A 22,440-nucleotide genomic window follows, 5' to 3' on the forward strand; every position below is an offset into this window, starting at 1 on the left:
CGACTTTCGCCCCCACTTGTGCAACGACCTCAGGCCGGGTTATCCACAGAGCTTATCCACTGACCGCCCGTCGTCTTTCTCGCGGTTAACGCATTGATAAATCATGGGCGATCGGCAAGCTGCATGTGGATAAGTGGCCGTCTGCTCGCTACAATGGCCGCTTGTTTTTGCCTCACCGGCTTTCAACTTAGGGGATATCCGTGTCAGTGGAACTTTGGCAGCAGTGCGTAGAGCTTTTGCGCGATGAGCTGCCTGCCCAACAATTCAACACTTGGATCCGTCCACTACAGGTCGAAGCCGAAGGCGACGAGTTGCGTGTCTATGCACCGAACCGTTTCGTTCTCGACTGGGTCAATGAAAAGTACCTGGGCCGGGTCATGGAACTGCTCGACGAGCATGGCAATGGCATGGCGCCTGCGTTGTCCTTATTAATAGGCAGCAAGCGCAGCTCGGCACCGCGTGCAGCGCCCAACGCGCCGCTGGCCGCCGCAGCGTCACAGGCCCAGCAGGCTGCCCCGGCACCGGTTAACAACCATGCTGCCCCGGCACCCGCGCCAGCCCCGAGCAAACGCAACGCACAGAAGGCCGCCGAGGTCAGCGAAGAGCCCTCCCGGGACAGCTTCGACCCGATGGCCGGTGCCAGCTCCCAGCAGGCGCCAGTGCGTGCCGAACAGCGCACCGTCCAGGTCGAAGGCGCGCTCAAGCACACCAGCTACCTGAACCGGACCTTTACCTTCGAGAATTTCGTCGAAGGTAAATCCAACCAACTGGCTCGCGCGGCCGCCTGGCAGGTCGCGGACAATCCCAAGCACGGCTACAACCCGCTGTTCCTGTATGGCGGCGTCGGCTTGGGTAAGACCCACTTGATGCACGCCGTGGGCAACCATCTATTAAAGAAGAACCCGAATGCCAAGGTCGTGTACCTGCATTCCGAGCGTTTCGTGGCCGACATGGTCAAGGCGCTGCAGCTGAACGCGATCAACGAGTTCAAGCGTTTCTACCGTTCGGTGGACGCCTTGCTGATCGACGATATTCAGTTCTTCGCCCGCAAGGAACGTTCCCAGGAAGAGTTTTTCCACACCTTCAACGCGTTGCTTGAAGGCGGGCAGCAGGTCATTCTCACCAGTGACCGCTACCCGAAAGAGATCGAAGGCCTCGAGGAACGCCTCAAGTCGCGTTTCGGCTGGGGCCTGACGGTGGCCGTCGAGCCGCCCGAGCTGGAAACCCGGGTCGCGATCCTGATGAAGAAAGCCGACCAGGCCAAGGTCGAGCTGCCTCACGACGCCGCGTTCTTCATCGCCCAGCGTATCCGCTCCAACGTGCGTGAGCTTGAAGGTGCCCTCAAGCGGGTGATCGCTCACTCGCACTTCATGGGCCGCGACATCACCATCGAGTTGATTCGCGAATCCTTGAAGGACCTGTTGGCACTCCAGGACAAGCTGGTGTCTGTGGATAACATTCAGCGTACTGTGGCTGAATACTACAAAATCAAGATTTCCGACCTGCTGTCCAAACGCCGTTCGCGTTCGGTAGCCCGTCCGCGTCAGGTAGCCATGGCCCTGTCCAAGGAACTGACCAACCACAGCTTGCCGGAAATCGGCGATGTGTTTGGCGGACGCGACCACACCACCGTGCTGCACGCCTGCCGCAAGATCAACGAACTTAAGGAATCCGACGCGGACATCCGCGAGGACTACAAGAACCTGCTGCGTACACTGACCACTTGATGACCACCAGCGCAGCTTATTAAGGCAAGGGACTAGACCATGCATTTCACCATTCAACGCGAAGCCCTGTTGAAACCCCTGCAACTGGTCGCAGGCGTCGTCGAACGCCGCCAGACCTTGCCGGTACTTTCCAACGTGCTGCTGGTTGTCGAAGGCCAGCAATTGTCGCTGACCGGTACCGACCTGGAAGTCGAGCTGGTCGGTCGTGTGCAACTTGAAGAACCGGCCGACCCGGGTTCCATCACCGTGCCGGCGCGCAAGCTGATGGACATCTGCAAGAGCCTGCCCAACGACGCGCTGATCGACATCAAGGTCGATGAGCAGAAGCTCGTGGTCAAGGCCGGTCGCAGCCGTTTCACCTTATCCACACTGCCAGCCAACGATTTCCCGACCGTTGAAGAAGGCCCGGGTTCGCTAACCTGCAGCCTGGACCAGAGCAAGCTGCGTCGCCTGATCGAACGCACCAGTTTCGCCATGGCCCAGCAGGACGTGCGTTATTACCTCAACGGCATGCTCCTGGAAGTGTCTGCTGGCGTCATCCGCGCCGTTGCCACCGACGGACACCGCCTGGCGATGTGCTCGATGCAGGCCGATATTGGTCAGCCGGATCGTCACCAGGTCATCGTGCCGCGCAAAGGTATCCTGGAGCTGGCCCGTCTGTTGACCGAGCCGGACGGCAACGTGAGCATCGTGCTGGGCCAACACCACATCCGCGCCACCACTGGCGAGTTCACCTTCACGTCGAAGCTGGTAGACGGCAAATTCCCCGACTACGAGCGCGTGCTGCCAAAAGGTGGCGACAAGCTGGTCCTGGGCGACCGTCAGGCGCTGCGCGAAGCCTTCAGCCGTACCGCGATCCTGTCCAACGAGAAGTACCGTGGCATTCGTCTGCAACTGGCCAATGGTCAGCTGAAGATCCAGGCGAACAACCCGGAGCAGGAAGAAGCGGAAGAAGAAGTCGGCGTTGAGTACAACGGTGGCTCCCTGGAAATCGGCTTCAACGTCAGCTACCTGCTGGACGTGCTGGGCGTGATGACCACCGAGCAAGTGCGTCTGATCCTGTCCGACTCCAACAGCAGCGCGCTGGTGCAAGAGTCCGATAACGACGACTCGGCTTATGTTGTCATGCCGATGCGTCTGTAATCATGCCCAGCAGCAGAAGCTAGATGTCCTTAAGTCGCGTCTCGGTCACCGCGGTGCGCAATCTGCACCCGGTGACCTTCTCCCCTTCCCCTCGTATCAATATCCTTTACGGCGCCAACGGCAGCGGCAAAACCAGCGTACTGGAAGCCGTGCACCTGCTCGGGCTTGCCCGTTCGTTTCGCAGCACCCGCCTGTTGCCGGTCATCCAGTACGATCAACTGGCGTGCACCGTGTTTGGGCAGGTGGAACTGGCAGAAGGCGGCCATAGCGCCCTGGGGATATCGCGGGACCGGCAAGGCGAGTTCCAGATCCGCATCGATGGGCAGAACGCCCGCAGCGCCGCCCAGTTGGCCGAGATCCTGCCGTTGCAGTTGATCAACCCGGACAGCTTTCGCCTGCTGGAGGGCGCGCCGAAGATTCGTCGGCAATTTCTCGACTGGGGCGTGTTCCACGTGGAACCGCGTTTCATGACGACTTGGCAACGCCTGCAGAAGGCGCTGCGCCAGCGAAACTCTTGGCTGCGACATGGTACACTTGACGCCGTTTCGCAAGCGGTTTGGGACAGGGAACTGTGCCAGGCCAGCGCTGAAATCGATGAATACCGCCGCGCTTACATCAAGGCCTTGAAACCGGTCTTCGAGCAGACCTTGAGCGAACTGGTTGAGCTTGAGGGCCTGACGCTCAGCTATTACCGAGGCTGGGACAAGGACCGGGAACTGAGCACCGTGTTGGCTGGCTCGCTGCAGCGCGACCAGCAGATGGGCCATACCCAGGCCGGACCACAACGTGCTGACTTGCGTCTCAGATTGGGCGCACATAACGCCGCGGACATCTTGTCCCGGGGGCAGCAGAAGTTGGTGGTGTGTGCCTTGCGCATCGCCCAGGGGCACCTGGTCAGCCAGGCTCGCCGCGGTCAGTGTATTTATCTGGTGGATGACTTGCCGTCCGAACTGGACGAAGCCCACCGTCGCGCGCTGTGCCGCTTGCTGGAAGACTTACGCTGCCAGGTTTTCATCACCTGTGTAGACCACGAATTACTGAGGGAAGGCTGGCAGACGGAAACGCCAGTCGCTCTGTTCCACGTGGAACAGGGCCGTATCACCCAGACCCACGACCATCGGGAGTGAAGGCATTGAGCGAAGAAAATACGTACGACTCAACGAGCATTAAAGTGCTGAAAGGCCTGGATGCCGTACGCAAACGTCCCGGTATGTACATTGGTGACACCGACGATGGTAGCGGCCTGCACCACATGGTGTTCGAGGTGGTCGACAACTCCATCGACGAAGCCCTCGCCGGCCACTGCGACGACATCAGCATCATCATCCACCCGGATGAGTCCATCACCGTTCGCGACAACGGCCGTGGCATTCCGGTAGACGTGCACAAAGAGGAAGGCGTTTCCGCCGCCGAGGTCATCATGACCGTCCTCCACGCAGGCGGTAAATTTGACGACAACTCCTACAAGGTCTCCGGCGGTCTGCACGGCGTAGGTGTTTCGGTGGTGAATGCGCTGTCCGAAGAACTGGTCCTGACCGTTCGCCGCAGCGGCAAGATCTGGGAACAGACCTACATCCACGGCGTGCCCCAGGCACCCATGGCAATCGTTGGCGACAGCGAAAGCACCGGCACCCAGATCCACTTCAAGGCTTCGAGCGAAACCTTCAAGAACATCCACTTCAGCTGGGACATCCTGGCCAAGCGGATTCGTGAACTGTCCTTCCTCAACTCCGGTGTCGGCATCGTCCTCAAGGATGAGCGCAGCGGCAAGGAAGAGTTGTTCAAGTACGAAGGTGGCCTGCGTGCGTTCGTTGAATACCTGAACACCAACAAGACCCCGGTCAACCAGGTGTTCCACTTCAACGTCCAGCGCGAAGATGGCATCGGCGTGGAAATCGCCCTGCAGTGGAACGACAGCTTCAACGAGAACCTGTTGTGCTTCACCAACAACATCCCGCAGCGCGACGGCGGCACCCACCTGGTGGGCTTCCGTTCGGCACTGACCCGTAACCTGAACAACTACATCGAACAGGAAGGCCTGGCGAAGAAGCATAAAGTCGCCACCACCGGTGACGATGCCCGCGAAGGCCTGACCGCGATCATTTCGGTGAAGGTACCGGATCCGAAGTTCAGCTCCCAGACCAAGGACAAGCTGGTCTCTTCCGAAGTGAAGACCGCTGTCGAACAGGAAATGGGCAAGTACTTCTCCGACTTCCTGCTGGAAAACCCGAACGAAGCCAAGCTGGTGGTCGGCAAGATGATCGACGCCGCCCGTGCCCGTGAAGCGGCGCGCAAGGCCCGTGAGATGACCCGCCGCAAAGGCGCGCTGGACATCGCCGGCCTGCCGGGCAAACTGGCCGACTGCCAGGAAAAGGACCCTGCCCTGTCCGAGCTGTACCTGGTGGAAGGTGACTCTGCTGGCGGTTCCGCCAAGCAGGGCCGCAACCGCCGCACCCAGGCCATCCTGCCGCTCAAGGGCAAGATCCTCAACGTCGAGAAGGCGCGCTTCGACAAGATGATTTCCTCCCAGGAAGTCGGCACCTTGATCACGGCGTTGGGCTGCGGCATTGGCCGCGAAGAGTACAACATCGACAAACTGCGCTATCACAACATCATCATCATGACCGATGCTGACGTCGACGGTTCGCACATCCGTACCCTGCTGCTGACGTTCTTCTTCCGTCAGTTGCCGGAGCTGATCGAGCGCGGCTACATCTACATCGCCCAGCCGCCGTTGTACAAGGTCAAGAAAGGCAAGCAAGAGCAATACATCAAAGACGACGACGCCATGGAAGAGTACATGACGCAGTCGGCTCTGGAAGATGCGAGCCTGCACCTGAACGAAGATGCCCCAGGCATTTCCGGTGAAGCCCTTGAGCGCCTGGTCAACGACTTCCGCCTGGTGATGAAGACCCTCAAGCGTCTGTCGCGCCTGTACCCACAGGAACTGACCGAGCACTTCATCTACTTGCCGGCCGTGAGCCTGGAGCAACTGTCCGATCACGCAGCGATGCAAGATTGGCTGGCCCAGTACGAAGTGCGCCTGCGCACTGTCGAGAAATCCGGCCTGGTCTACAAAGCCAGCCTGCGTGAAGACCGTGAACGTAACGTCTGGCTGCCTGAGGTCGAACTGATCTCCCACGGCCTGTCGAACTACGTCACCTTCAACCGCGACTTCTTCGGCAGCAACGACTACAAGACTGTCGTATCCCTGGGCGCGCAACTGAGCACGCTGCTGGACGAAGGTGCGTACATCCAACGGGGTGAACGCAAGAAAGCCGTGACCGAGTTCAAGGAAGCCCTTGAATGGCTGATGGCCGAAAGCACCAAGCGCCACACCATCCAGCGATACAAAGGTCTGGGCGAGATGAACCCGGATCAACTGTGGGAAACCACCATGGACCCAAGCTCGCGCCGCATGCTGAAAGTCACCATCGAAGACGCCATTGGCGCAGACCAGATCTTCAACACCCTGATGGGTGATGCGGTCGAACCTCGTCGTGACTTCATCGAGAGCAATGCGTTGGCGGTGTCCAACCTGGATTTCTGATCCCTTCAGTTACCCCGCTCCAAAAAAAGCCAACGCATATGCGTTGGCTTTTTTTTACGTTTAAAAAACGTGCACCGTTTAAGGTCTTTGGGTAAAAAGTGGGGTAACTCGGTAACACCTTGGCACAAAGCCTTCACGCTCAATGGCTTAGGAATAGCGTGAGAGCCCCGGATAGCAAGGCCTCAGATTTTCTGGCGCAGAACTTGCGTGTTAAATAAACAACACATCGTTTCTTTAAATTGACAGAGAAGCGATGGGTACGAGGTGACACGAATAAATCCAATACCAAGGGTAGTCTCAATGAGCGGTACGCAAACTTCCAATCATCTTGAGCAAGGGCTCAAACCCCGGCATGTAACGATGCTATCCATCGCTGGCGTCATCGGCGCAGGCCTTTTCGTGGGCTCCGGCCACGCTATCGCCGCGGCCGGTCCAGCCGTGCTGCTGGCTTACGCTGCCGCGGGCGCCCTGGTGGTGCTGGTGATGCGGATGCTGGGGGAAATGGCGGTGGCGTCGCCGGACACCGGCTCCTTCTCGACGTATGCTGACCGTGCGATCGGTCATTGGGCCGGTTTCACCATCGGCTGGCTCTACTGGTGGTTCTGGGTCCTGGTGATTCCGCTGGAGGCCAACGCCGCCGCGACGATCCTGCATGCCTGGTTTCCGAACGTGGCGATCTGGGCGTTCACTTTGGTCATCACCCTGCTGCTGACGGTCACCAACCTGTTCAGCGTGAAGAATTACGGGGAATTTGAATTCTGGTTCGCCCTGGTCAAGGTCGTGGCGATCATCGGCTTTGTTGGCCTCGGCCTCCTGGCGATCTTCGGCTTGCTGCCCACCAGCCAGGTCAGCGGTGTTTCGCACCTGTTCGACACCCAGGGCTTCCTGCCCAACGGTATGGGCGCGGTGTTGGGGGCAATCCTGACCACCATGTTTTCGTTCATGGGCACCGAGATCGTGACCATCGCGGCGGCCGAATCGAAGAACCCTGGCCAGCAGATTTCCAAGGCGACCAACTCGGTCATCTGGCGGATTGGCTTGTTCTATCTTGTGTCCATCTTCATCGTCGTCGCCCTGGTGCCGTGGAACGATCCGCTGCTGGCCAGCGTCGGTTCCTACCAGACGGTGCTGGAGCGCATGGGCATCCCCAATGCCAAATTGATCGTCGATATCGTCGTCCTGGTGGCGGTCACGAGCTGCCTGAACTCGGCGCTGTATACGGCTTCGCGGATGATGTTCTCGTTGGGCAAGCGTGGTGATGCGCCGGCCGTTTCCAAGCGCACCAACAAGAGCGGTACACCTTACTGGGCGGTGATGCTGTCGACTGGGGCGGCCTTCCTGGCCGTGTTCGCCAACTACGTGGCGCCGGCTGCGGTCTTTGAGTTCTTGCTGGCCAGCTCTGGCGCCATTGCGCTGCTGGTGTACCTGGTCATCGCGATTTCGCAGCTGCGCATGCGCAAACAGCGCATGGCTCGTGGTGAAAAAGTCGCCTTCAGCATGTGGCTGTTCCCCGGCCTGACCTACGCGGTGATTATCTTCATCGTGGGGGCCTTGACCATCATGCTGTTCCAGGAAGCCCACCGCGTGGAAATCCTCGCGACCGGTCTGCTCAGCTTACTGGTTGTCGCTTGCGGGTTGCTGGTGCAACGCCGGCGGAACGCAAAAGCAGGGAGCTTGGTACAGACGATCGGGTGATATCCATTGTGGCGAGGGGATTTGCCTTGGGGCCGCTTCGCAGCCCAACGGGGATAAATCCCCTCGCCACGGATGTACCGCTTTTCTAACTCGCGACAGACGCCTCCGTTCCCGCCGCCACACTCTCCAACCGATACCCATACCCGTAAATCGTCAGCAACTGCCAACCCCGGTCTGCCGTCAGCCCGAGCTTGTTGCGCAGGCGATAGATGTGGGTGTCGAGCGGGCGGGACGAGGTCATTTCCTCGTGAGTCCAGAAGCGTTCATAGAAATACTCCCGAGACAGCGGCCGGCCCAGGTTGGCGAACAGGCAACGGGCCAGGCGGTATTCCCGTTCGGTCAGGCTGATGGGTATGCCGGCGCGGGTGATGGTCAGCTCGGCGTCGTCGAACGCCAGGTCGTTGAACACCAGCACGTCGCTGGCGGGCGCGCGTTGCAGGTTGTGACGGCGCAGCACAGCGGTGACCCGAGCCTTGAGCTCGTTGGGCCGGAAGGGTTTGCTCACATAGTCGTCGGCGCCGCTGTTGAGGGCCTGGACGATGTCGTGCTCGCCGTCGCGGCTGGTCAGCATGATGGCGGCCGGTGGCGAATCCATGTGTTCGCGGGTCCAGCGCAGCAATGAAAGCCCGCTGATATCCGGCAGTTGCCAGTCGAGGATCAACAGGTCGAAGGTTTCCCGGCGCAGTTGCCGCAACAAATCCTCGCCTCGCTCAAAGCTGTGCAAGGTCCAGGCTTGCTCGCCCCTGCCAGGGATTTGTTGCAGTGTCTGTTCTACCCGGCGCAGCTCGGCCGGCTCATCGTCCAATATGGCGACACGCATGGAATGCGATTCCTTGATCTCGAGAGTAACGGACATCTTCAGGTGGCAATGAAAGGCCGCCAGTGGCTGATTCGTTGTCATTGACCTGTCGCTGGCTGCGACAATACCGGCTCGCGGCACAGAGGGAAAGGCAGCAGCGCGCCAGCCATCGAGTCCCGTTATAGTCATGGGCTTTGCAGGCCCGTAAAGAAATCCCCAGTCCTTGAGGTTGGCCAGGAGGCCTATGAGTAACCAGCGTCGCCGTGAAAGTCGTGAGCCAACCCAGGTCCAGCGGTTGTTTCGTCAGTTGGTGCGGGAGTGGTTGTGGATAAGTTTGTTGCTGTTGCCGCTGACGGCCTTGCTGTCATTGAGCAGCCAATCGACGGGTAACTATCCAGGTGCTGTGTTGTTGTCGGTGTGTTTGGTGGCCTGTGTATTGGGCTTGTTGCTGTTGCGCCCGCGCTTGGCCCTGTGGACAACCGTGGGTGGCATGAGCCTGGCCCTGTTGATCAATGCCGTGCTGGGCGCGCGAGGCTGGTGGTGGTCGCCCATGGCAAGTGTGCTGGGCATCATGTTCGGCTACCTGATCTGGAATTGGCGGCGCCTGAGCGTGGTGCTGGCCTATTTCGGCTGGGAGCTGGCACGTCTGGACGCTGAGCCCAAAGTCTTCCCGGAACGTCGCCGCGCCTCCTACACCGGCAGCGACCGTTTGCAGGGTCAGATCATGGCTCTGGAACAAGCCATGAGTCGAACCCGCGACACCCGGCGCTTCATTGCCGATGGCCTGGAATACCTGCCGGTGGCGACCATGATCAGTGATCCCCAAGGCAAGCTGTTGCTCGGCAATCGCAAGGCGCGCGAGCTGTTCGGCCATGGCCTGGCGGGCGGTGACGTGCTGGAGCATCTCGGGCAATTGGGTTATCCAGGGTTGGAGCATGGGGCGCATTACCGATTATCCACATTACCCTTGGTGGAGTTTCGCGACATTCACGAGCGCAGCTTGCGCCTGGAGCGGGCTGCGTTATTGCCGGTTGATGGCGATGCGCCGATTGGTTGGTTGTTGAGCCTCACGGACCTGAGTGCCGAACGTGAGGCTGAAGAACAGCGCAGCGTCATGCTGCGTTTCCTCTCCCATGATTTGCGTGCCCCGCACTCGGCGATCCTCGCCCTGCTCGATGTGCAGCGATACCAGGAAGGTGGGGATAATCCGCTGTTCGACCAGATCGAGCGCCAGGTACGTCGCGCCCTGGACCTGACCGAGGGCTTTGTGCAATTGGCCAAGGCCGAATCCGAGGCGTATCAATTCCAGCCGACGTTGTTCGCCATGCTGGTGCTGGATGTGCTCGACCAGGCGCTGCCCATCGCCCAGGCAAAACGCATCCGGTTGATTCATGACATAGAGGATGAAGAGGCGATGGTGAGGGCGGATCAGCCGTTGCTGACCCGTGCCCTGTTCAATCTGCTGGAAAATGCCATCAAGTACAGTGCGCCCGACGCCTGCATTTCGCTGCAGGTTCAGTGCTCCCCGGGCTGGTTGATCTGCAATGTCGCCGACCAGGGCAAAGGCATCAGCGCCGAAGAACTACCCGACCTGTTCAGTCAGTACCGACGGTTTTCCTCGGCTCACGGGGTCGATGGAATTGGCTTGGGGTTGTCGATGGTCAAGGCTGTGGTTGACCATCACGAGGGGAAAATCGAGTGCCGTAGTGTGGTGGGTAAAGGCACGACGTTTAGCCTGCGTTTCCCGTTACTGGAAGATGAAAAGATCGCAGCCTTCGGGCTCTAGGCGTTGCCTAAGGCTGCGATCTTTTGGTGCTATAAAAAACTTATGCACCTAACCACGGGTTTTATGTGTTTAGGAAATATGTATTAAAAACATAGACCTACAGCATAAAAGCAACGGATTCAGAAAAAACGGTACACAGGTTATCCACAGATCTCAAACAGCGAGCTGGTCGGTGGTGGCCGGTGTTGTCGGGGTTGGAGGCAGCGAGCCCATTTCCCGTTGTGTCTGTTCATTCCAGGCTTGTACACGGTCATTGAGCTCGGCGATGGCGCGCGGCCCAGTGCCTTCGGCGTACATCGGCGCGCCGATCACCACGGTGATGACGCCCGGTTTCCTGATCCAGCCAGCCTTGGGCCAGAATTTGCCGGCATTGTGTGCAATCGGCAGCACGGGCAGATCGGCGTTCACGGCCAATGCCGAACCGCTGCGGGAAAATTTGCCGACGGTTCCAAAAGGAACGCGGGTGCCCTCGGGGAAGATCAGCACCCAAACATTATCCTTGAGCAGTTCGTCGCCCTTCTTCGCAACCTGCTTGAGGGCCGCCTTGGGGTTGTCGCGATCGATGGCGATCGGGCGCAGCATCGCCATGGCCCAGCCGAAGAACGGCACGAACAACAGCTCACGCTTGAGCACTTGGCTCAACGGTTCGAAATAGGCCGAGAGAAAGAATGTCTCCCAGGTGCTCTGGTGGTTGGACTGGATCACGCAGGGCCGGTCAGGCACGTTCTCGGCACCTTTGACTTCATAGCGGATGTCCAGGAACACTTTGCTCAACCACAGTGCGCAGCGGCACCAATACACGTTGATGAAACGGTAGCGCGCCTTGAACGGCAAGAAAGGCGCGATAAAAAAACTCAAGGAGCACCACAGCAAGGAACTGGTGCCCAACAGCAGGTAAAAGAGAAAGGCTCTGATGGCCTGCAATATAGACATAGCGGCATTTACCGTTGCGGGCAATGCCCGCCTGTTCAAGCGCTTCCCGAACAATCCTTGATCAGGTTGTCTTGGGAGCTCTAATTGTGGATAAGTTCAGCGGCAATCGCCGCCAAGTCGTCAAAAATCAAGGTGCCCACCGGTAGGGTCTTGCCCAGAGTCTTTTCGCCTTTCCCGGTCTTTACCAAAACTGGCTGACAATCGACGGCCTTGGCCGCCTCCAGGTCACCGAGGCTGTCGCCGACGAACCACACACCCGCCAGCGCCACGCCGTAATGTGCGGCAATGGTTTTCAGCATGCCCGGCTTGGGCTTGCGGCAATCGCAACCTTCATCCGGACCGTGTGGGCAATAGACGATCAGCCCGACTTCCCCGCCCTGCTCCGCCACCAGGGCGCGCAAGCGCTCATGCATGGCATCCAGGACGGTGAGGTCATAGTAACCGCGGGCGATGCCCGACTGGTTGGTGGCAACCGCCACCGTCCAGCCGGCCTTGCTCAACTGCGCGATGGCTTCGATCGAACCGGGCAGCGGCAACCACTCCTCCACCGATTTGATGTAAGCGTCGGAGTCGTGATTGATCACCCCGTCCCGATCGAGAATCAGCAGTTTCAACAGCAGCTCCTCAACCCAGCACGGAAATATCGGCAATATTGAGGAACAGGCTGCGCAGGCGGGCCAGCAATGCATAACGATTCTTGCGAACGTCTTCGTTGTCCGCATTCACCATCACGGCTTCAAAGAACGCATCGACTGGCTCGCGCAGTGCCGCCAGACGCGCCAGTGCCTCGGCATAATCGCGTTTTTCCATGAGCGGTTGTACCGACGCATACGCCTGTTGAATCGCCGAGTTGAGCGAAAACTCGGCGGCATTATCAAAGTAACGTGCTTCAACGGCTTTGACTGAAGGCTCGGCCTTGCTCAGCAGGTTCGACACACGCTTGTTCACCGACGCCAGCGCTGCCGCTTCCGGCAATTTGCGGAACGCCTGCACCGCTTGTACACGCTGGTCGAAGTCCAGGGCCGAACCCGGCTTCAGGGCACGCACCGACAGGTAGGTGGCGACTTCGACACCTTCGTCTTCATAACGCGCACGCAGGCGGTCGAAGATGAACTCCAGGACGGCATCGGCCAGGCCGGCTGACTTGACCTTGCTGCCGAACGCATTGACGGCGAACGCCACGGCGTCGTTCAGGTCCAGGTCCAGCTGTTTGTCGATCAGGATCCGCAACACGCCCAGCGCCGCACGACGCAAGGCATAAGGGTCTTTGCTGCCGGTGGGCAGCATGCCGATACCGAAGATGCCGACCAGGGTGTCGAGCTTGTCAGCGATCGCCACGGCCGCACCGGTCAGGGTGCTCGGCAGTTCGGCGCCGGCACCGCGGGGCATGTACTGCTCGTTCAGTGCCAGGGCTACGTCCTGCGGCTCGCCATCGTTGAGGGCGTAGTAGTAACCGGCGACGCCTTGCATCTCCGGGAACTCACCGACCATTTCGGTGGACAGGTCGCACTTGGACAGGATCCCGGCACGGGCCGCGCGCTGGGCGTCGCCACCGATGCGCGGGGCGATGAACGCGGCCAGTTTCGACACGCGCTCGGCCTTATCGTAGACGCTGCCGAGTTTTTCCTGGAACACCACGTTCTTCAGGCGCTCGTTGAAGCTTTCCAGGGGTTGTTTCTTGTCTTGCTTGAAGAAGAACTCGGCATCGGTCAGGCGCGGACGAACGACTTTTTCGTTACCGGCGATGATCTGCTGCGGGTCCTTGCTTTCGATGTTGGCGACCGTGATGAAGCGCGGCAGCAACTTGCCTTCGGCGTCCAGCAGGCAGAAGTACTTCTGGTTGTCCTGCATGGTGGTGATCAGCGCTTCCTGTGGCACTTCAAGGAAACGTTCCTCGAACGAGCACACCAGCGGCACTGGCCATTCCACCAGCGCGGTCACTTCGTCCAGCAGGCTTGGCGGCACGATGGCAGTGCCTTCCTGCAGGGTCGCTAGCTCTTCGGTGCGTTTGCTGATCAGCTCGCGGCGCTCGTTGGCGTCGGCCAGCACGTAGGCGGCACGCAGGTCGGCCAGGTAGTTGGCCGGCGAGGTGATACGCACGCTTTGCGGATGATGGAAGCGGTGCCCACGGGAATCGCGACCGGCCTTCTGGGCCAGGATCGTGCAATCGATGACCTGGTCACCGAGCAGCATCACCAGCCATTGGGTCGGGCGCACGAACTCTTCCTTGCGCGCCGCCCAGCGCATGCGCTTGGGAATCGGCAAGTCATTGAGGGAGTCTTCGACGATGGTCGGCAACAGGCTGGCGGTCGGCTTGCCCTTGATGCTCTGGCTATAGCGCAGCTTCGGGCCGCTCTGGTCGATTTCGCTCAGGTCCACGCCGCACTTCTTGGCGAAGCCCAGGGCCGCTTGGGTCGGGTTGCCGTCGGCATCGAACGCGGCCTGGCGTGGCGGGCCGTCGAGGTTGATGCTGCGGTCCGGCTGCTGGGTCGCCAGGGCGGTGATCAGCACGGCCAGGCGACGCGGCGCGGCGTACACCTGTTTGGCTTCGTAGCTCAGGCCTGCAGCCTGCAGGCCTTTGTCGATACCGGCCAGGAACGCATCGGCCAGGGTGTTCAGGGCTTTGGGTGGCAGTTCTTCGGTGCCCAGTTCAACCAGGAAATCTTGAGCACTCATTGTGCAGCCTCCAGCTTAGCCAACACTTCATCACGCAGGTCCGGGGTCGCCATCGGGAAGCCCAGCTTGGCACGGGCCAGCAGGTAGGCTTGCGCAACGGAACGCGCCAAGGTGCGTACACGCAGGATGTATTGCTGGCGCGCGGTCACGGAAATCGCCCGGCGTGCATCCAGCAGGTTGAAGGTATGGGACGCCTTCAACACCATTTCATAGCTCGGCAACGGCAGCGGCTGGTCCAGCTCGATCAGGCGCTTGGCTTCGCTTTCATAGAAATCGAACAGTTCGAACAGCTTGTCGACGTTGGCGTGTTCGAAGTTGTAGGTCGACTGTTCCACTTCGTTCTGGTGGAACACATCGCCATAGGTCACTTTGCCGAACGGGCCGTCGGCCCACACCAGGTCGTAGACCGAATCCACGCCCTGCAGGTACATGGCCAGGCGTTCCAGGCCGTAGGTGATTTCGCCGGTCACCGGGTAGCACTCGATGCCACCGGCCTGCTGGAAGTAGGTGAACTGTGTCACTTCCATGCCGTTGAGCCAGACTTCCCAGCCCAGGCCCCAGGCGCCCAGGGTCGGCGATTCCCAGTTGTCTTCGACAAAGCGAATGTCGTGCACCAGCGGGTCCAGGCCCACGTGCTTGAGCGAGCCCAGGTAGAGCTCCTGGAAGTTTTCCGGGTTCGGCTTCAGGACTACCTGGAACTGGTAGTAGTGCTGCAGACGGTTCGGGTTTTCGCCGTAGCGGCCGTCAGTCGGGCGGCGGCTGGGCTGCACATAAGCGGCGTTCCAGGTTTCCGGGCCGATGGCACGCAGAAACGTGGCAGTGTGGAAAGTGCCGGCGCCTACTTCCATATCGTAGGGCTGAAGTACCACGCAACCTTGCTCGGCCCAGTATTGCTGGAGGGCGAGGATCAAGTCTTGGAAGGTACGCACGGCTGGCGTAGGCTGGCTCACGAAATTCACCTGTTTCTTGGGCTGCGATTTAAAGAGCGGGAGTATACCCGATTCGTTCGTGCGCACGCCCCCTGGAGCCTTATGCCACGCTGCTTTTGGTGTTCTGACGATCCGTTGTACATGGCTTATCACGATCAGGAGTGGGGCACGCCGCTGCGCGATGCGCAGGGTTTGTTCGAGTTGCTTTTGCTCGAAGGGTTCCAGGCCGGGTTGTCCTGGATCACCGTTTTGCGCAAACGCGAGCGCTACCGCGAGGTGCTGTACGGCTTCGATGTGCAGCGCGTGGCGCAGATGAGTGACGCGGAAATCGACGACCTGATGCTCGACCCCGGCATCATCCGCAACCGCCTCAAGCTCAAGGCCGCCCGGCGCAACGCCCAGGCCTGGCTGGCGTTGGAAGACCCGGTAGCGTTCCTCTGGTCGTTCGTCGGTGACCAACCCATCATCAACCATTTCAAGGACCGCACCGAAGTGCCGGCCATCACGCCCGAGGCGCTGGCGATGAGCAAAGGCCTGAAAAAAGCCGGCTTTACCTTCGTCGGGCCGACCATTTGCTACGCCTTGATGCAAGCCTCGGGCATGGTCATGGACCACACCCAGGATTGCGACCGCTACGCCGAGCTGGCAAACGGTGGTTAGAATAGCCGGCTCGCAACACGGCCCATACATTCAGGAGTGACCTGTGGATAAGTTGAAAGGCGCCTTGCTGGTCGGCGCTCTGCGGTTGTTTGCGCTGCTGCCCTGGCGCGCGGTGCAAGCGGTGGGTTCGGCCATTGGCTGGCTCATGTGGAAGCTGCCCAACCGCTCCCGCGACGTGGTGCGGATCAACCTCGCCAAATGTTTTCCCGAGATGGACCCGGCCGAGCGCGAACGCCTGGTGGGCCAGAGCCTCAAGGACATCGGCAAATCCCTGACCGAAAGCGCCTGCGCCTGGATCTGGCCAGCCCAGCGCTCCATCGATCTGGTGCGTGAAGTCGAAGGCCTGGACGTTTTGAAAGAGGCGTTGGCCTCCGGCAAAGGCGTGGTGGGCATCACCAGCCACCTGGGCAACTGGGAAGTGCTCAACCACTTCTATTGCAGCCAGTGCAAACCGATCATTTTCTACCGTCCGCCCAAGCTCAAGGCGGTGGATGAATTGCTGCGCAAGCAGCGCGTGCAACTGGGCAACAAAGTCGCCGCCTCGACCAAGGAAGGCATCCTCAGCGTCATCAAGGAAGTGCGCAAGGGCGGCCAAGTGGGTATCCCCGCCGACCCGGAACCGGCGGAATCCGCCGGCATCTTCGTGCCCTTCTTCGCCACCCAGGCCCTGACCAGCAAGTTTGTGCCGAACATGCTTGCCGGTGGCAAGGCCGTGGGCGTCTTCCTCCACGCCCTGCGCCTGCCGGACGGCTCCGGCTACAAAGTCATCCTCGAAGCCGCGCCCGAGGCCATGTACAGCACCGACACCGAAACCGCCTGCGCCGCCATGAGCCAAGTGGTGGAGCGCTACGTGCGGGCCTACCCGAGCCAATACATGTGGAGCATGAAACGCTTCAAGAAACGCCCACCAGGCGAGGCGCGGTGGTACTGAAAGCCTATTGCCTGGGTGTGGTGAATGCCGAATCGTGAACACCCAAGAACCCCCTGTGGGAGCCGAGCTTGCTCGCGATGACGGCGGTACATTCAACATCAATGCAAGCAGCCCCACCGCTATCGCGAGCAAGCTCAGCTCCCACAGTTTTTCCGGATTTGTACACAGACATCGCCTCCACCCCCAATCCCTGTGGGAGCCGAGCTTGCTCGCGATGGCGGCGGCACATTCAACATTGATGCAAGCAGCCCCACCGCTATCGCGAGCAAGCTCAGCTCCCACAGTTTTTTCGGATTTGTACACAGACATCGCCTCCACCCCCAATCCCTGTGGGAGCCGAGCTTGCTCGCGATGGCGGCGGCACATTCAACATCGATGCAAGCAGCCCCACCGCTATCGCGAGCAAGCTCAGCTCCCACAGTTTTTCCGGATTTGTACACAGACATCGCCTCCACCCCCAATCCCTGTGGGAGCGAGCTTGCTCGCGATGACGCCGGTACATTCAACATCGATGCAAGCAGCCCCACCGCTATCGCGAGCAAGCTCAGCTCCCACAGTTTTTCCGGATTTGTGCACAGACATCGCCTCCACCCCCAATCCCTGTGGGAGCCGAGCTTGCTCGCGATGACGCCGGTACATTCAACATCGATGCAAGCAGCCCACCGCTATCGCGAGCAAGCTCAGCTCCCACAGTTTTTCCGGATTTGTACACAGACATCGCCTGCACCCCAATCCCTGTGGGAGCCGAGCTTGCTCGCGATGACGCCGGTACATTCAACATCAATGCAAGCAGCCCCACCGCTATCGCGAGCAAGCTCAGCTCCCACAGTTTTTCCGGATTTGTACACAGACATCGCCTCCACCCCAATCCCTGTGGGAGCGAGCTTGCTCGCGATGACGCCGGTACATTCAACATCGATGCAAGCAGCCCCACCGCTATCGCGAGCAAGCTCAGCTCCCACAGTTTTTCCGGATTTGTGCACAGACATCGCCTCCACCCCCAATCCCTGTGGGAGCGAGCTTGCTCGCGATGACGCCGGTACATTCAACATCGATGCAAGCAGCCCCACCGCTATCGCGAGCAAGCTCAGCTCCCACAGTTTTTCCGGATTTGTGCACAGACATCGCCTCCACCCCCAATCCCTGTGGGAGCCGAGCTTGCTCGCGATGACGGCGGCACATTCAACATCGATGCAAGCAGCCCCACCGCTATCGCGAGCAAGCTCAGCTCCCACAGTTTTTCCGGATTTGTACACAGACATCGCCTCCACCCCAATCCCTGTGGGAGCCGAGCTTGCTCGCGATGGCGGCGGCACATTCAACATCGATGCAAGCAGCCCCACCGCTATCGCGAGCAAGCTCAGCTCCCACAGTTTTTCCGGATTTGTACACAGACATCGCCTCCACCCCCAATCCCTGTGGGAGCGAGCTTGCTCGCGATAGCGCCCTGACAGCCGCCGCCCAACCGGGCTAACGTATTCCCCCAGGCAAACCCAATGGAGGCCGAATGGATAACGGTCCAGGTAAACGCGTCATCGTCGTTGGAGCGGGCATCGTAGGCGCATCGCTGGCCTACCACCTGGCGGCCAAAGGTGCGAATGTCACGGTGGTTGAGGCTGAGGGCATCGCGTCAGGTGTGACCGGCAGCTCATTCGCCTGGCTCAACGCCACCCACGGCGACCCCGACCCCATTGCATCATTGCGCGGTGCTGCCCTCCAGGAATATCACCGGCTTGAAGCGCAGCTACCCGGTCTGAAGATCCAATGGAGCGGCGCCCTGTCTTACGGCGCGAGCTCAGAAGGTTCGGCAAACCGGATACCTCAATCAAAGATCAGTGAGCTTGAGCCAAATCTCAGGAACCCTCCTCAGTTCGCTTCGTATGCAGCAGAAGAAGGAGCACTGGACGCCGTAGCAACAACCCATGCGTTGATTGCCGGGGCTCAGGCGAATGGCGCGAAAGTGCTTACCCAAACGCCGGTGCTCGGCTTTAAAACCCAGGATTCCAGCGTGTTTGGCGTCGAAACCGCCGCGGGCGTCATCGAAGCCGATATCGTCGTATTGGCAGCCGGCACAGGCATCACGAAGCTGACCGATCTGCTTGAAGTATCCCTGCCCATAGACGCCTCGCCGGCAATCTTCATCCGCTACAGCTCGCCACCCAACCTGGTACGCACCCTTATCTCCAGCCCTGAAATGGAAGTGAGGCAAACCCCGGAAGGTGCGTTGTTGGCGGCTGAAGACTACTTGGACGATGACCTGGAAAACCAACCAGCGGCGATAGCACTGCGAACGGCCAACGCCATCAAAAACGAACTCCACGGCGTTGTCTCCCTGGATCTGCAATCGGCCCGTGTCGGATTCAGGCCCATGCCCGCCGATGGTATCCCCATCATTGGTTATCTTGCGCAGGTCGGCGGCGTATACGTGTGCGCCATGCACCCCGGCGTTACCCTGGCCGCGATTGTGGGTCGTCTTGCCAGTGAAGAGATCGTCGGCGACAGCGCGTCCCCTGCCCTCAACCCCTGCCGTCCGGATCGATTTTTCAAGCTCAGTGACGGTTGAATGGCCTAAGCTCGGCTATTCCCCAATCAGCCAAGGAAGCGTCAATGGGCATTCGAGGTAAAGACCGTCAGATCGATAACGTTGAGTTCAATGTCAGCGACATCGCCCGCAGCAAAGCCTTTTATGGGAGCGTATTCGGCTGGAATTTCGTCGACTACGGCCCGACCTACACCGAATTCAGCGACGGTCGCCTGACCGGTGGCTTCACGACCGGTGAACCCGTGCGCCCGGGTGGACCGTTGATCATCCTGTACGCGGATGACCTCGAAGGCACCCAACTCAGGCTCGAAGCCACAGGGGCGACCATCAGCCGTGATGTGTTCGCTTTCCCGGGTGGCCGACGTTTTCACTTTATCGATCCGGATGGCTATGAACTGGCCGTGTGGTCGGCTTCCTGATGATCGATTGAGCACAAAGAGGCGCAAAACCTCAATCGTGTCCATGATTAAGGGCCTGCGATATCGGCGACGTTGGGATGGCAAAGCCATCTCTAAATCGGTCGGACTACCGTCCAGTCAGAAATATCGCACTTGCTCTGGTTCATTTATCAAGGAGTCCTCTCATGAACATCGACTTCACCGGCCGTCACGTCTTAGTCACCGGCTCCACCAGCGGTATCGGTTTCGCCACAGCCAAAGGCTTCCTCGAATCCGGCGCCCACGTGGTCATCAATGGTCGCAGCGAGAGCAGCGTGGCGGACGCGCTGCAGCGCTTGGGCGACCTTGCTTCAAGGGCCGATGGCTTTGTCGGCGATCTGAGCAACGCGCCAGGCTGCCAGGCACTGATCGCCAAATACCCACGCTTCGATATCGTCATCAACAACTTGGGCATTTTCAAACTGGAAGACTTTTTCGAGACGCCGGACAGCGAATGGCAGCGCTTTTTCGAAACCAACGTGATGTCCGGCGTGCGGGTTTCCAGGGCATACGCGCAAGGCATGGTCGAGCGCGGTTGGGGGCGGATTGTGTTTGTTTCGTCGGAGTCGGGCGTGAACATTCCCGCTGACATGATCCATTACGGCTTTACCAAAACCGCGCAACTGTCCATTGCTCGCGGCCTGGCCAAGCGCCTCGCCGGCACGGGCGTGACGGTGAATTCGGTGTTGCCTGGGCCGACGCTTTCCGAAGGCGTCGCCCAGATGCTCCAGGCAGATGTCGAGCGCAGCGGGGAAAGCCTGGAAAAGGTCGCGGCAGATTTCGTCAATCTGCACCGCAGCACCTCGATCATCCAGCGCGCTGCGCGCGTCGAGGAAGTGGCCAACATGATCATCTATGTCAGCTCGGAGCAGGCCTCAGCCACCACCGGTGCGGCGTTGCGCGTCGATGGCGGTGTGGTGGACAGCATCGTCTAGGGGACTGGACAGTCCTGACCAGAGCAGGGATGGAAGCGTCTGTGAGTCCAGGAGAGGGTCACCCACACTGACCAGGCTTGGAAGAACATGCCATGGATAGTTGGCGCTGCGGTGATGGAGCAGATGCAGATTGATGTGGTAAGGCCAGATGAAAAACCTTCCGAGCCATCCCACTTTCCAGGCGTAAGTCCATTCCTGCCAGCCGGGGGTTACACCGGGGCCGCCACTGTGTTCGGCGATGCTGCGGATTTTTTGCAGCAGATTTCCCAGGGTGGCGAGGGGCCCAAACCATAGCAACGCAATCAGCCACATCGTCTGGGCAGAGGTTTGCCAAGCCACGAACGTTAGTACTGCGAGCCAGACAATACCCGCGGCAACGACGGGCCGAGTCATTCTCGGTGGTGCCCCGCCCGCGTCTTTGTAGGCGCGCAGATTGCGCAGCATATTGATAATGAACAGGTCCCCCAGCAATTGCTTCAGCAATAACTTCCCGCTTAGCGGACGGAACGCCCAAGGTTGTCGGTGATAAAGAAAGCGTCTTTCCGGATCGCTCGTTGTTCCCGTGTGTTGATGATGTTCAAGGTGCAGTGGCCTATAGAACTCAACGGGGACCGTTCCCGGAACCCCGATGCTCAGGTTAATCAAAAAGTCGTTGATACCGCGATGACGCGTCAAGTGATAGTGAGTCGCATCGTGGTACAGGATGAAAAGTGCGTGTTGGCGCGCGGCGATGATGACGAAGGCCACGCCATACAAACCCCAGTGCGAGACATACAACGCAATGCGCAACGTCACGATGATGCATAACCATTCAAGCAGGATGGCCGCCATGGTGCGCAAATCCACCCTCAGGCGTGTCAGCATGAGGGTGCTCAGGCCTGCCGTCCCACCAATGGCCGCGCCGTACACCGCGTCGAGCAGTACATGTTGGCCGGTGGTCAACACGGTGATCATTAGAACCAGGCTCCACAGCGCGAAGAGCCATGCCTGGCGAACGCGCAGGTAACCGAGGACAACGCTAATGGCTACCGGCAATGCGACATGTCCACTGGGCGAGGCCGCGAGGGGGGAATCAATCTGGTAGAACCACGTGAGCCACTGCGACGTGCTATCCGGGCGCTCGATCATGGTTGGCCAGAACAGATGGCTCAGCAGGCAGGTGCCGGAGGCCAGGGCCGCCGCAAAAAAAACCGGTAGCAACCATTCGCGGCGACGCCCTAGAAACACCAGCGTGGGCATGATCAATAAATAGCTCAGGTACAGGGGCAGTGTGTAGGGCAGTTGCGCAATTTGCGCATCAATACGGGTGGGCTGAACAATCCGTACCGGCCCCATCGGGACGTGCGTGACAAGAAAATACAGGGCGCCCGTGACGACGATGTAGATCACCAGCCAACTAAAGGGACGGGTCACGCCAGTTTCGATACGACGACCTGCAAAAGTGGATGACATGAATAAGGGCGCCTGATTTATCCGAAAAAGTTGAGCCTGCGACACAACACGATGGCGCGATGTCTGCGTCGTTCGCCAATGGTTTCGTGGTCAGGCCAAGGTGGCGGTGAATGGACGTCTACGTTGCATTGGCCGATGGGCCTCGCCAAACTCCCTCTATCCTGCTTCCGATGCTGAAGGTTCCCATGAGTTTGAGTGCAACCTCCGTTGAGTGCTCCCATCTGCATAGCAATGAAACTGATCGG

General features: G+C 59.6%; 17 protein-coding genes. 11 read left to right on the forward strand and 6 right to left on the reverse strand.

Annotation, left to right across the window (positions count from 1 at the left end):
• Positions 1 to 200: 200 nt before the first annotated feature.
• The 5 genes from dnaA to gabP all read left to right on the forward strand — a co-directional run bounded on the left by dnaA (position 201) and on the right by gabP (position 8,115).
• On the forward strand, positions 201 to 1,727 hold the full coding sequence (dnaA, locus tag KI237_RS00005; RefSeq protein WP_212798270.1) for a chromosomal replication initiator protein DnaA: 1,527 nt from the start codon (positions 201 to 203) through the stop codon (positions 1,725 to 1,727).
• Positions 1,728 to 1,766: 39 nt separating this feature from the next.
• A complete protein-coding gene (dnaN, locus tag KI237_RS00010) occupies positions 1,767 to 2,870 on the forward strand; it encodes a DNA polymerase III subunit beta (RefSeq protein ID WP_003196145.1) in 1,104 nt (367 codons plus the stop codon).
• A 23-nt stretch (positions 2,871 to 2,893) separates the two neighbouring features.
• A complete protein-coding gene (gene recF / locus KI237_RS00015; RefSeq protein WP_003196148.1) occupies positions 2,894 to 3,997 on the forward strand; it encodes a DNA replication/repair protein RecF in 1,104 nt (367 codons plus the stop codon).
• A 5-nt stretch (positions 3,998 to 4,002) separates the two neighbouring features.
• Positions 4,003 to 6,420 (forward strand): DNA topoisomerase (ATP-hydrolyzing) subunit B, encoded by a 2,418-nt coding sequence (gene gyrB, locus KI237_RS00020; protein ID WP_212798271.1) that lies wholly within the window; start codon positions 4,003 to 4,005, stop codon positions 6,418 to 6,420.
• A gap of 300 nt (positions 6,421 to 6,720) precedes the next feature.
• A complete protein-coding gene (gene gabP, locus KI237_RS00025) occupies positions 6,721 to 8,115 on the forward strand; it encodes a GABA permease (protein WP_212798272.1) in 1,395 nt (464 codons plus the stop codon).
• Positions 8,116 to 8,200: 85 nt separating this feature from the next.
• Here gabP and KI237_RS00030 read toward each other — a convergent pair whose 3' ends face one another.
• Entirely contained in the window at positions 8,201 to 8,935 is a 735-nt protein-coding gene (locus tag KI237_RS00030; protein ID WP_212798273.1) for a response regulator transcription factor, read from the reverse strand.
• 223 nt (positions 8,936 to 9,158) lie between these two features.
• Here KI237_RS00030 and KI237_RS00035 point away from each other — a divergent pair, with 223 nt between their 5' ends.
• A complete protein-coding gene (locus KI237_RS00035) occupies positions 9,159 to 10,700 on the forward strand; it encodes a sensor histidine kinase (RefSeq protein WP_212798274.1) in 1,542 nt (513 codons plus the stop codon).
• A gap of 153 nt (positions 10,701 to 10,853) precedes the next feature.
• Here the strand turns inward: KI237_RS00035 and KI237_RS00040 are convergent, their stop codons facing one another.
• The 4 genes from KI237_RS00040 to glyQ all read right to left on the reverse strand — a co-directional run bounded on the left by KI237_RS00040 (position 10,854) and on the right by glyQ (position 15,259).
• Positions 10,854 to 11,633, reverse strand: coding sequence for a lysophospholipid acyltransferase family protein (locus KI237_RS00040; protein ID WP_212798275.1), 780 nt, complete (start codon positions 11,631 to 11,633; stop codon positions 10,854 to 10,856).
• An 80-nt stretch (positions 11,634 to 11,713) separates the two neighbouring features.
• Positions 11,714 to 12,253 (reverse strand): D-glycero-beta-D-manno-heptose 1,7-bisphosphate 7-phosphatase, encoded by a 540-nt coding sequence (gmhB, locus tag KI237_RS00045; protein WP_212800522.1) that lies wholly within the window; start codon positions 12,251 to 12,253, stop codon positions 11,714 to 11,716.
• Between the two features lie 4 nt (positions 12,254 to 12,257).
• The gene (glyS, locus tag KI237_RS00050; protein ID WP_212798276.1) at positions 12,258 to 14,309 is read right to left on the reverse strand and encodes a glycine--tRNA ligase subunit beta; all 2,052 of its coding nucleotides are present in this window, start codon (positions 14,307 to 14,309) and stop codon (positions 12,258 to 12,260) included.
• A complete protein-coding gene (glyQ, locus tag KI237_RS00055; protein ID WP_022641565.1) occupies positions 14,306 to 15,259 on the reverse strand; it encodes a glycine--tRNA ligase subunit alpha in 954 nt (317 codons plus the stop codon). Before glyQ ends, glyS begins: the two co-directional genes overlap by 4 nt.
• 81 nt (positions 15,260 to 15,340) lie before the next feature.
• Here glyQ and KI237_RS00060 point away from each other — a divergent pair, with 81 nt between their 5' ends.
• The 5 genes from KI237_RS00060 (at position 15,341) to KI237_RS00080 (ending at position 20,743) form a co-directional block, all read left to right on the forward strand.
• Entirely contained in the window at positions 15,341 to 15,898 is a 558-nt protein-coding gene (locus tag KI237_RS00060; protein ID WP_212798277.1) for a DNA-3-methyladenine glycosylase I, read from the forward strand.
• 43 nt (positions 15,899 to 15,941) lie between these two features.
• Positions 15,942 to 16,829 carry a lysophospholipid acyltransferase gene (locus tag KI237_RS00065; RefSeq protein WP_212798278.1) on the forward strand — a complete coding sequence of 296 codons (888 nt, stop codon included), beginning with the start codon at positions 15,942 to 15,944 and terminating at the stop codon, positions 16,827 to 16,829.
• Between the two features lie 1,507 nt (positions 16,830 to 18,336).
• The gene (locus tag KI237_RS00070; protein WP_212798279.1) at positions 18,337 to 19,392 is read left to right on the forward strand and encodes an NAD(P)/FAD-dependent oxidoreductase; all 1,056 of its coding nucleotides are present in this window, start codon (positions 18,337 to 18,339) and stop codon (positions 19,390 to 19,392) included.
• 44 nt (positions 19,393 to 19,436) lie between these two features.
• Entirely contained in the window at positions 19,437 to 19,790 is a 354-nt protein-coding gene (locus KI237_RS00075; RefSeq protein ID WP_212798280.1) for a VOC family protein, read from the forward strand.
• A gap of 164 nt (positions 19,791 to 19,954) precedes the next feature.
• A complete protein-coding gene (locus tag KI237_RS00080; protein WP_212798281.1) occupies positions 19,955 to 20,743 on the forward strand; it encodes an SDR family NAD(P)-dependent oxidoreductase in 789 nt (262 codons plus the stop codon).
• Here KI237_RS00080 and KI237_RS00085 read toward each other — a convergent pair.
• Entirely contained in the window at positions 20,684 to 22,195 is a 1,512-nt protein-coding gene (locus KI237_RS00085; protein ID WP_212798282.1) for a fatty acid desaturase, read from the reverse strand. The two genes, KI237_RS00080 and KI237_RS00085, sit on opposite strands and share 60 nt — an antisense overlap.
• Positions 22,196 to 22,440 lie beyond the last annotated feature (245 nt).

Origin of the sequence: Pseudomonas sp. St316 (assembly GCF_018325905.1) — a bacterium.
Classification (GTDB): Bacteria; Pseudomonadota; Gammaproteobacteria; order Pseudomonadales; family Pseudomonadaceae; genus Aquipseudomonas.

Bases quoted from the DNA above. Each gene is read 5' to 3' on its own strand.
- dnaN (WP_003196145.1), top strand. From the start codon at position 1,767: ATGCATTTCACCATTCAACGCGAAGCCCTGTTGAAACCCCTGCAACTG.
- recF (WP_003196148.1), top strand. From the start codon at position 2,894: ATGTCCTTAAGTCGCGTCTCGGTCACCGCGGTGCGCAATCTGCACCCG.
- gabP (WP_212798272.1), top strand. From the start codon at position 6,721: ATGAGCGGTACGCAAACTTCCAATCATCTTGAGCAAGGGCTCAAACCC.
- KI237_RS00030 (WP_212798273.1), bottom strand. From the start codon at position 8,935: ATGCGTGTCGCCATATTGGACGATGAGCCGGCCGAGCTGCGCCGGGTA.
- KI237_RS00035 (WP_212798274.1), top strand. From the start codon at position 9,159: ATGAGTAACCAGCGTCGCCGTGAAAGTCGTGAGCCAACCCAGGTCCAG.
- KI237_RS00040 (WP_212798275.1), bottom strand. From the start codon at position 11,633: ATGTCTATATTGCAGGCCATCAGAGCCTTTCTCTTTTACCTGCTGTTG.
- glyS (WP_212798276.1), bottom strand. From the start codon at position 14,309: ATGAGTGCTCAAGATTTCCTGGTTGAACTGGGCACCGAAGAACTGCCA.
- KI237_RS00060 (WP_212798277.1), top strand. From the start codon at position 15,341: ATGCCACGCTGCTTTTGGTGTTCTGACGATCCGTTGTACATGGCTTAT.
- KI237_RS00070 (WP_212798279.1), top strand. From the start codon at position 18,337: ATGGATAACGGTCCAGGTAAACGCGTCATCGTCGTTGGAGCGGGCATC.
- KI237_RS00075 (WP_212798280.1), top strand. From the start codon at position 19,437: ATGGGCATTCGAGGTAAAGACCGTCAGATCGATAACGTTGAGTTCAAT.
- KI237_RS00080 (WP_212798281.1), top strand. From the start codon at position 19,955: ATGAACATCGACTTCACCGGCCGTCACGTCTTAGTCACCGGCTCCACC.
- KI237_RS00085 (WP_212798282.1), bottom strand. From the start codon at position 22,195: ATGTCATCCACTTTTGCAGGTCGTCGTATCGAAACTGGCGTGACCCGT.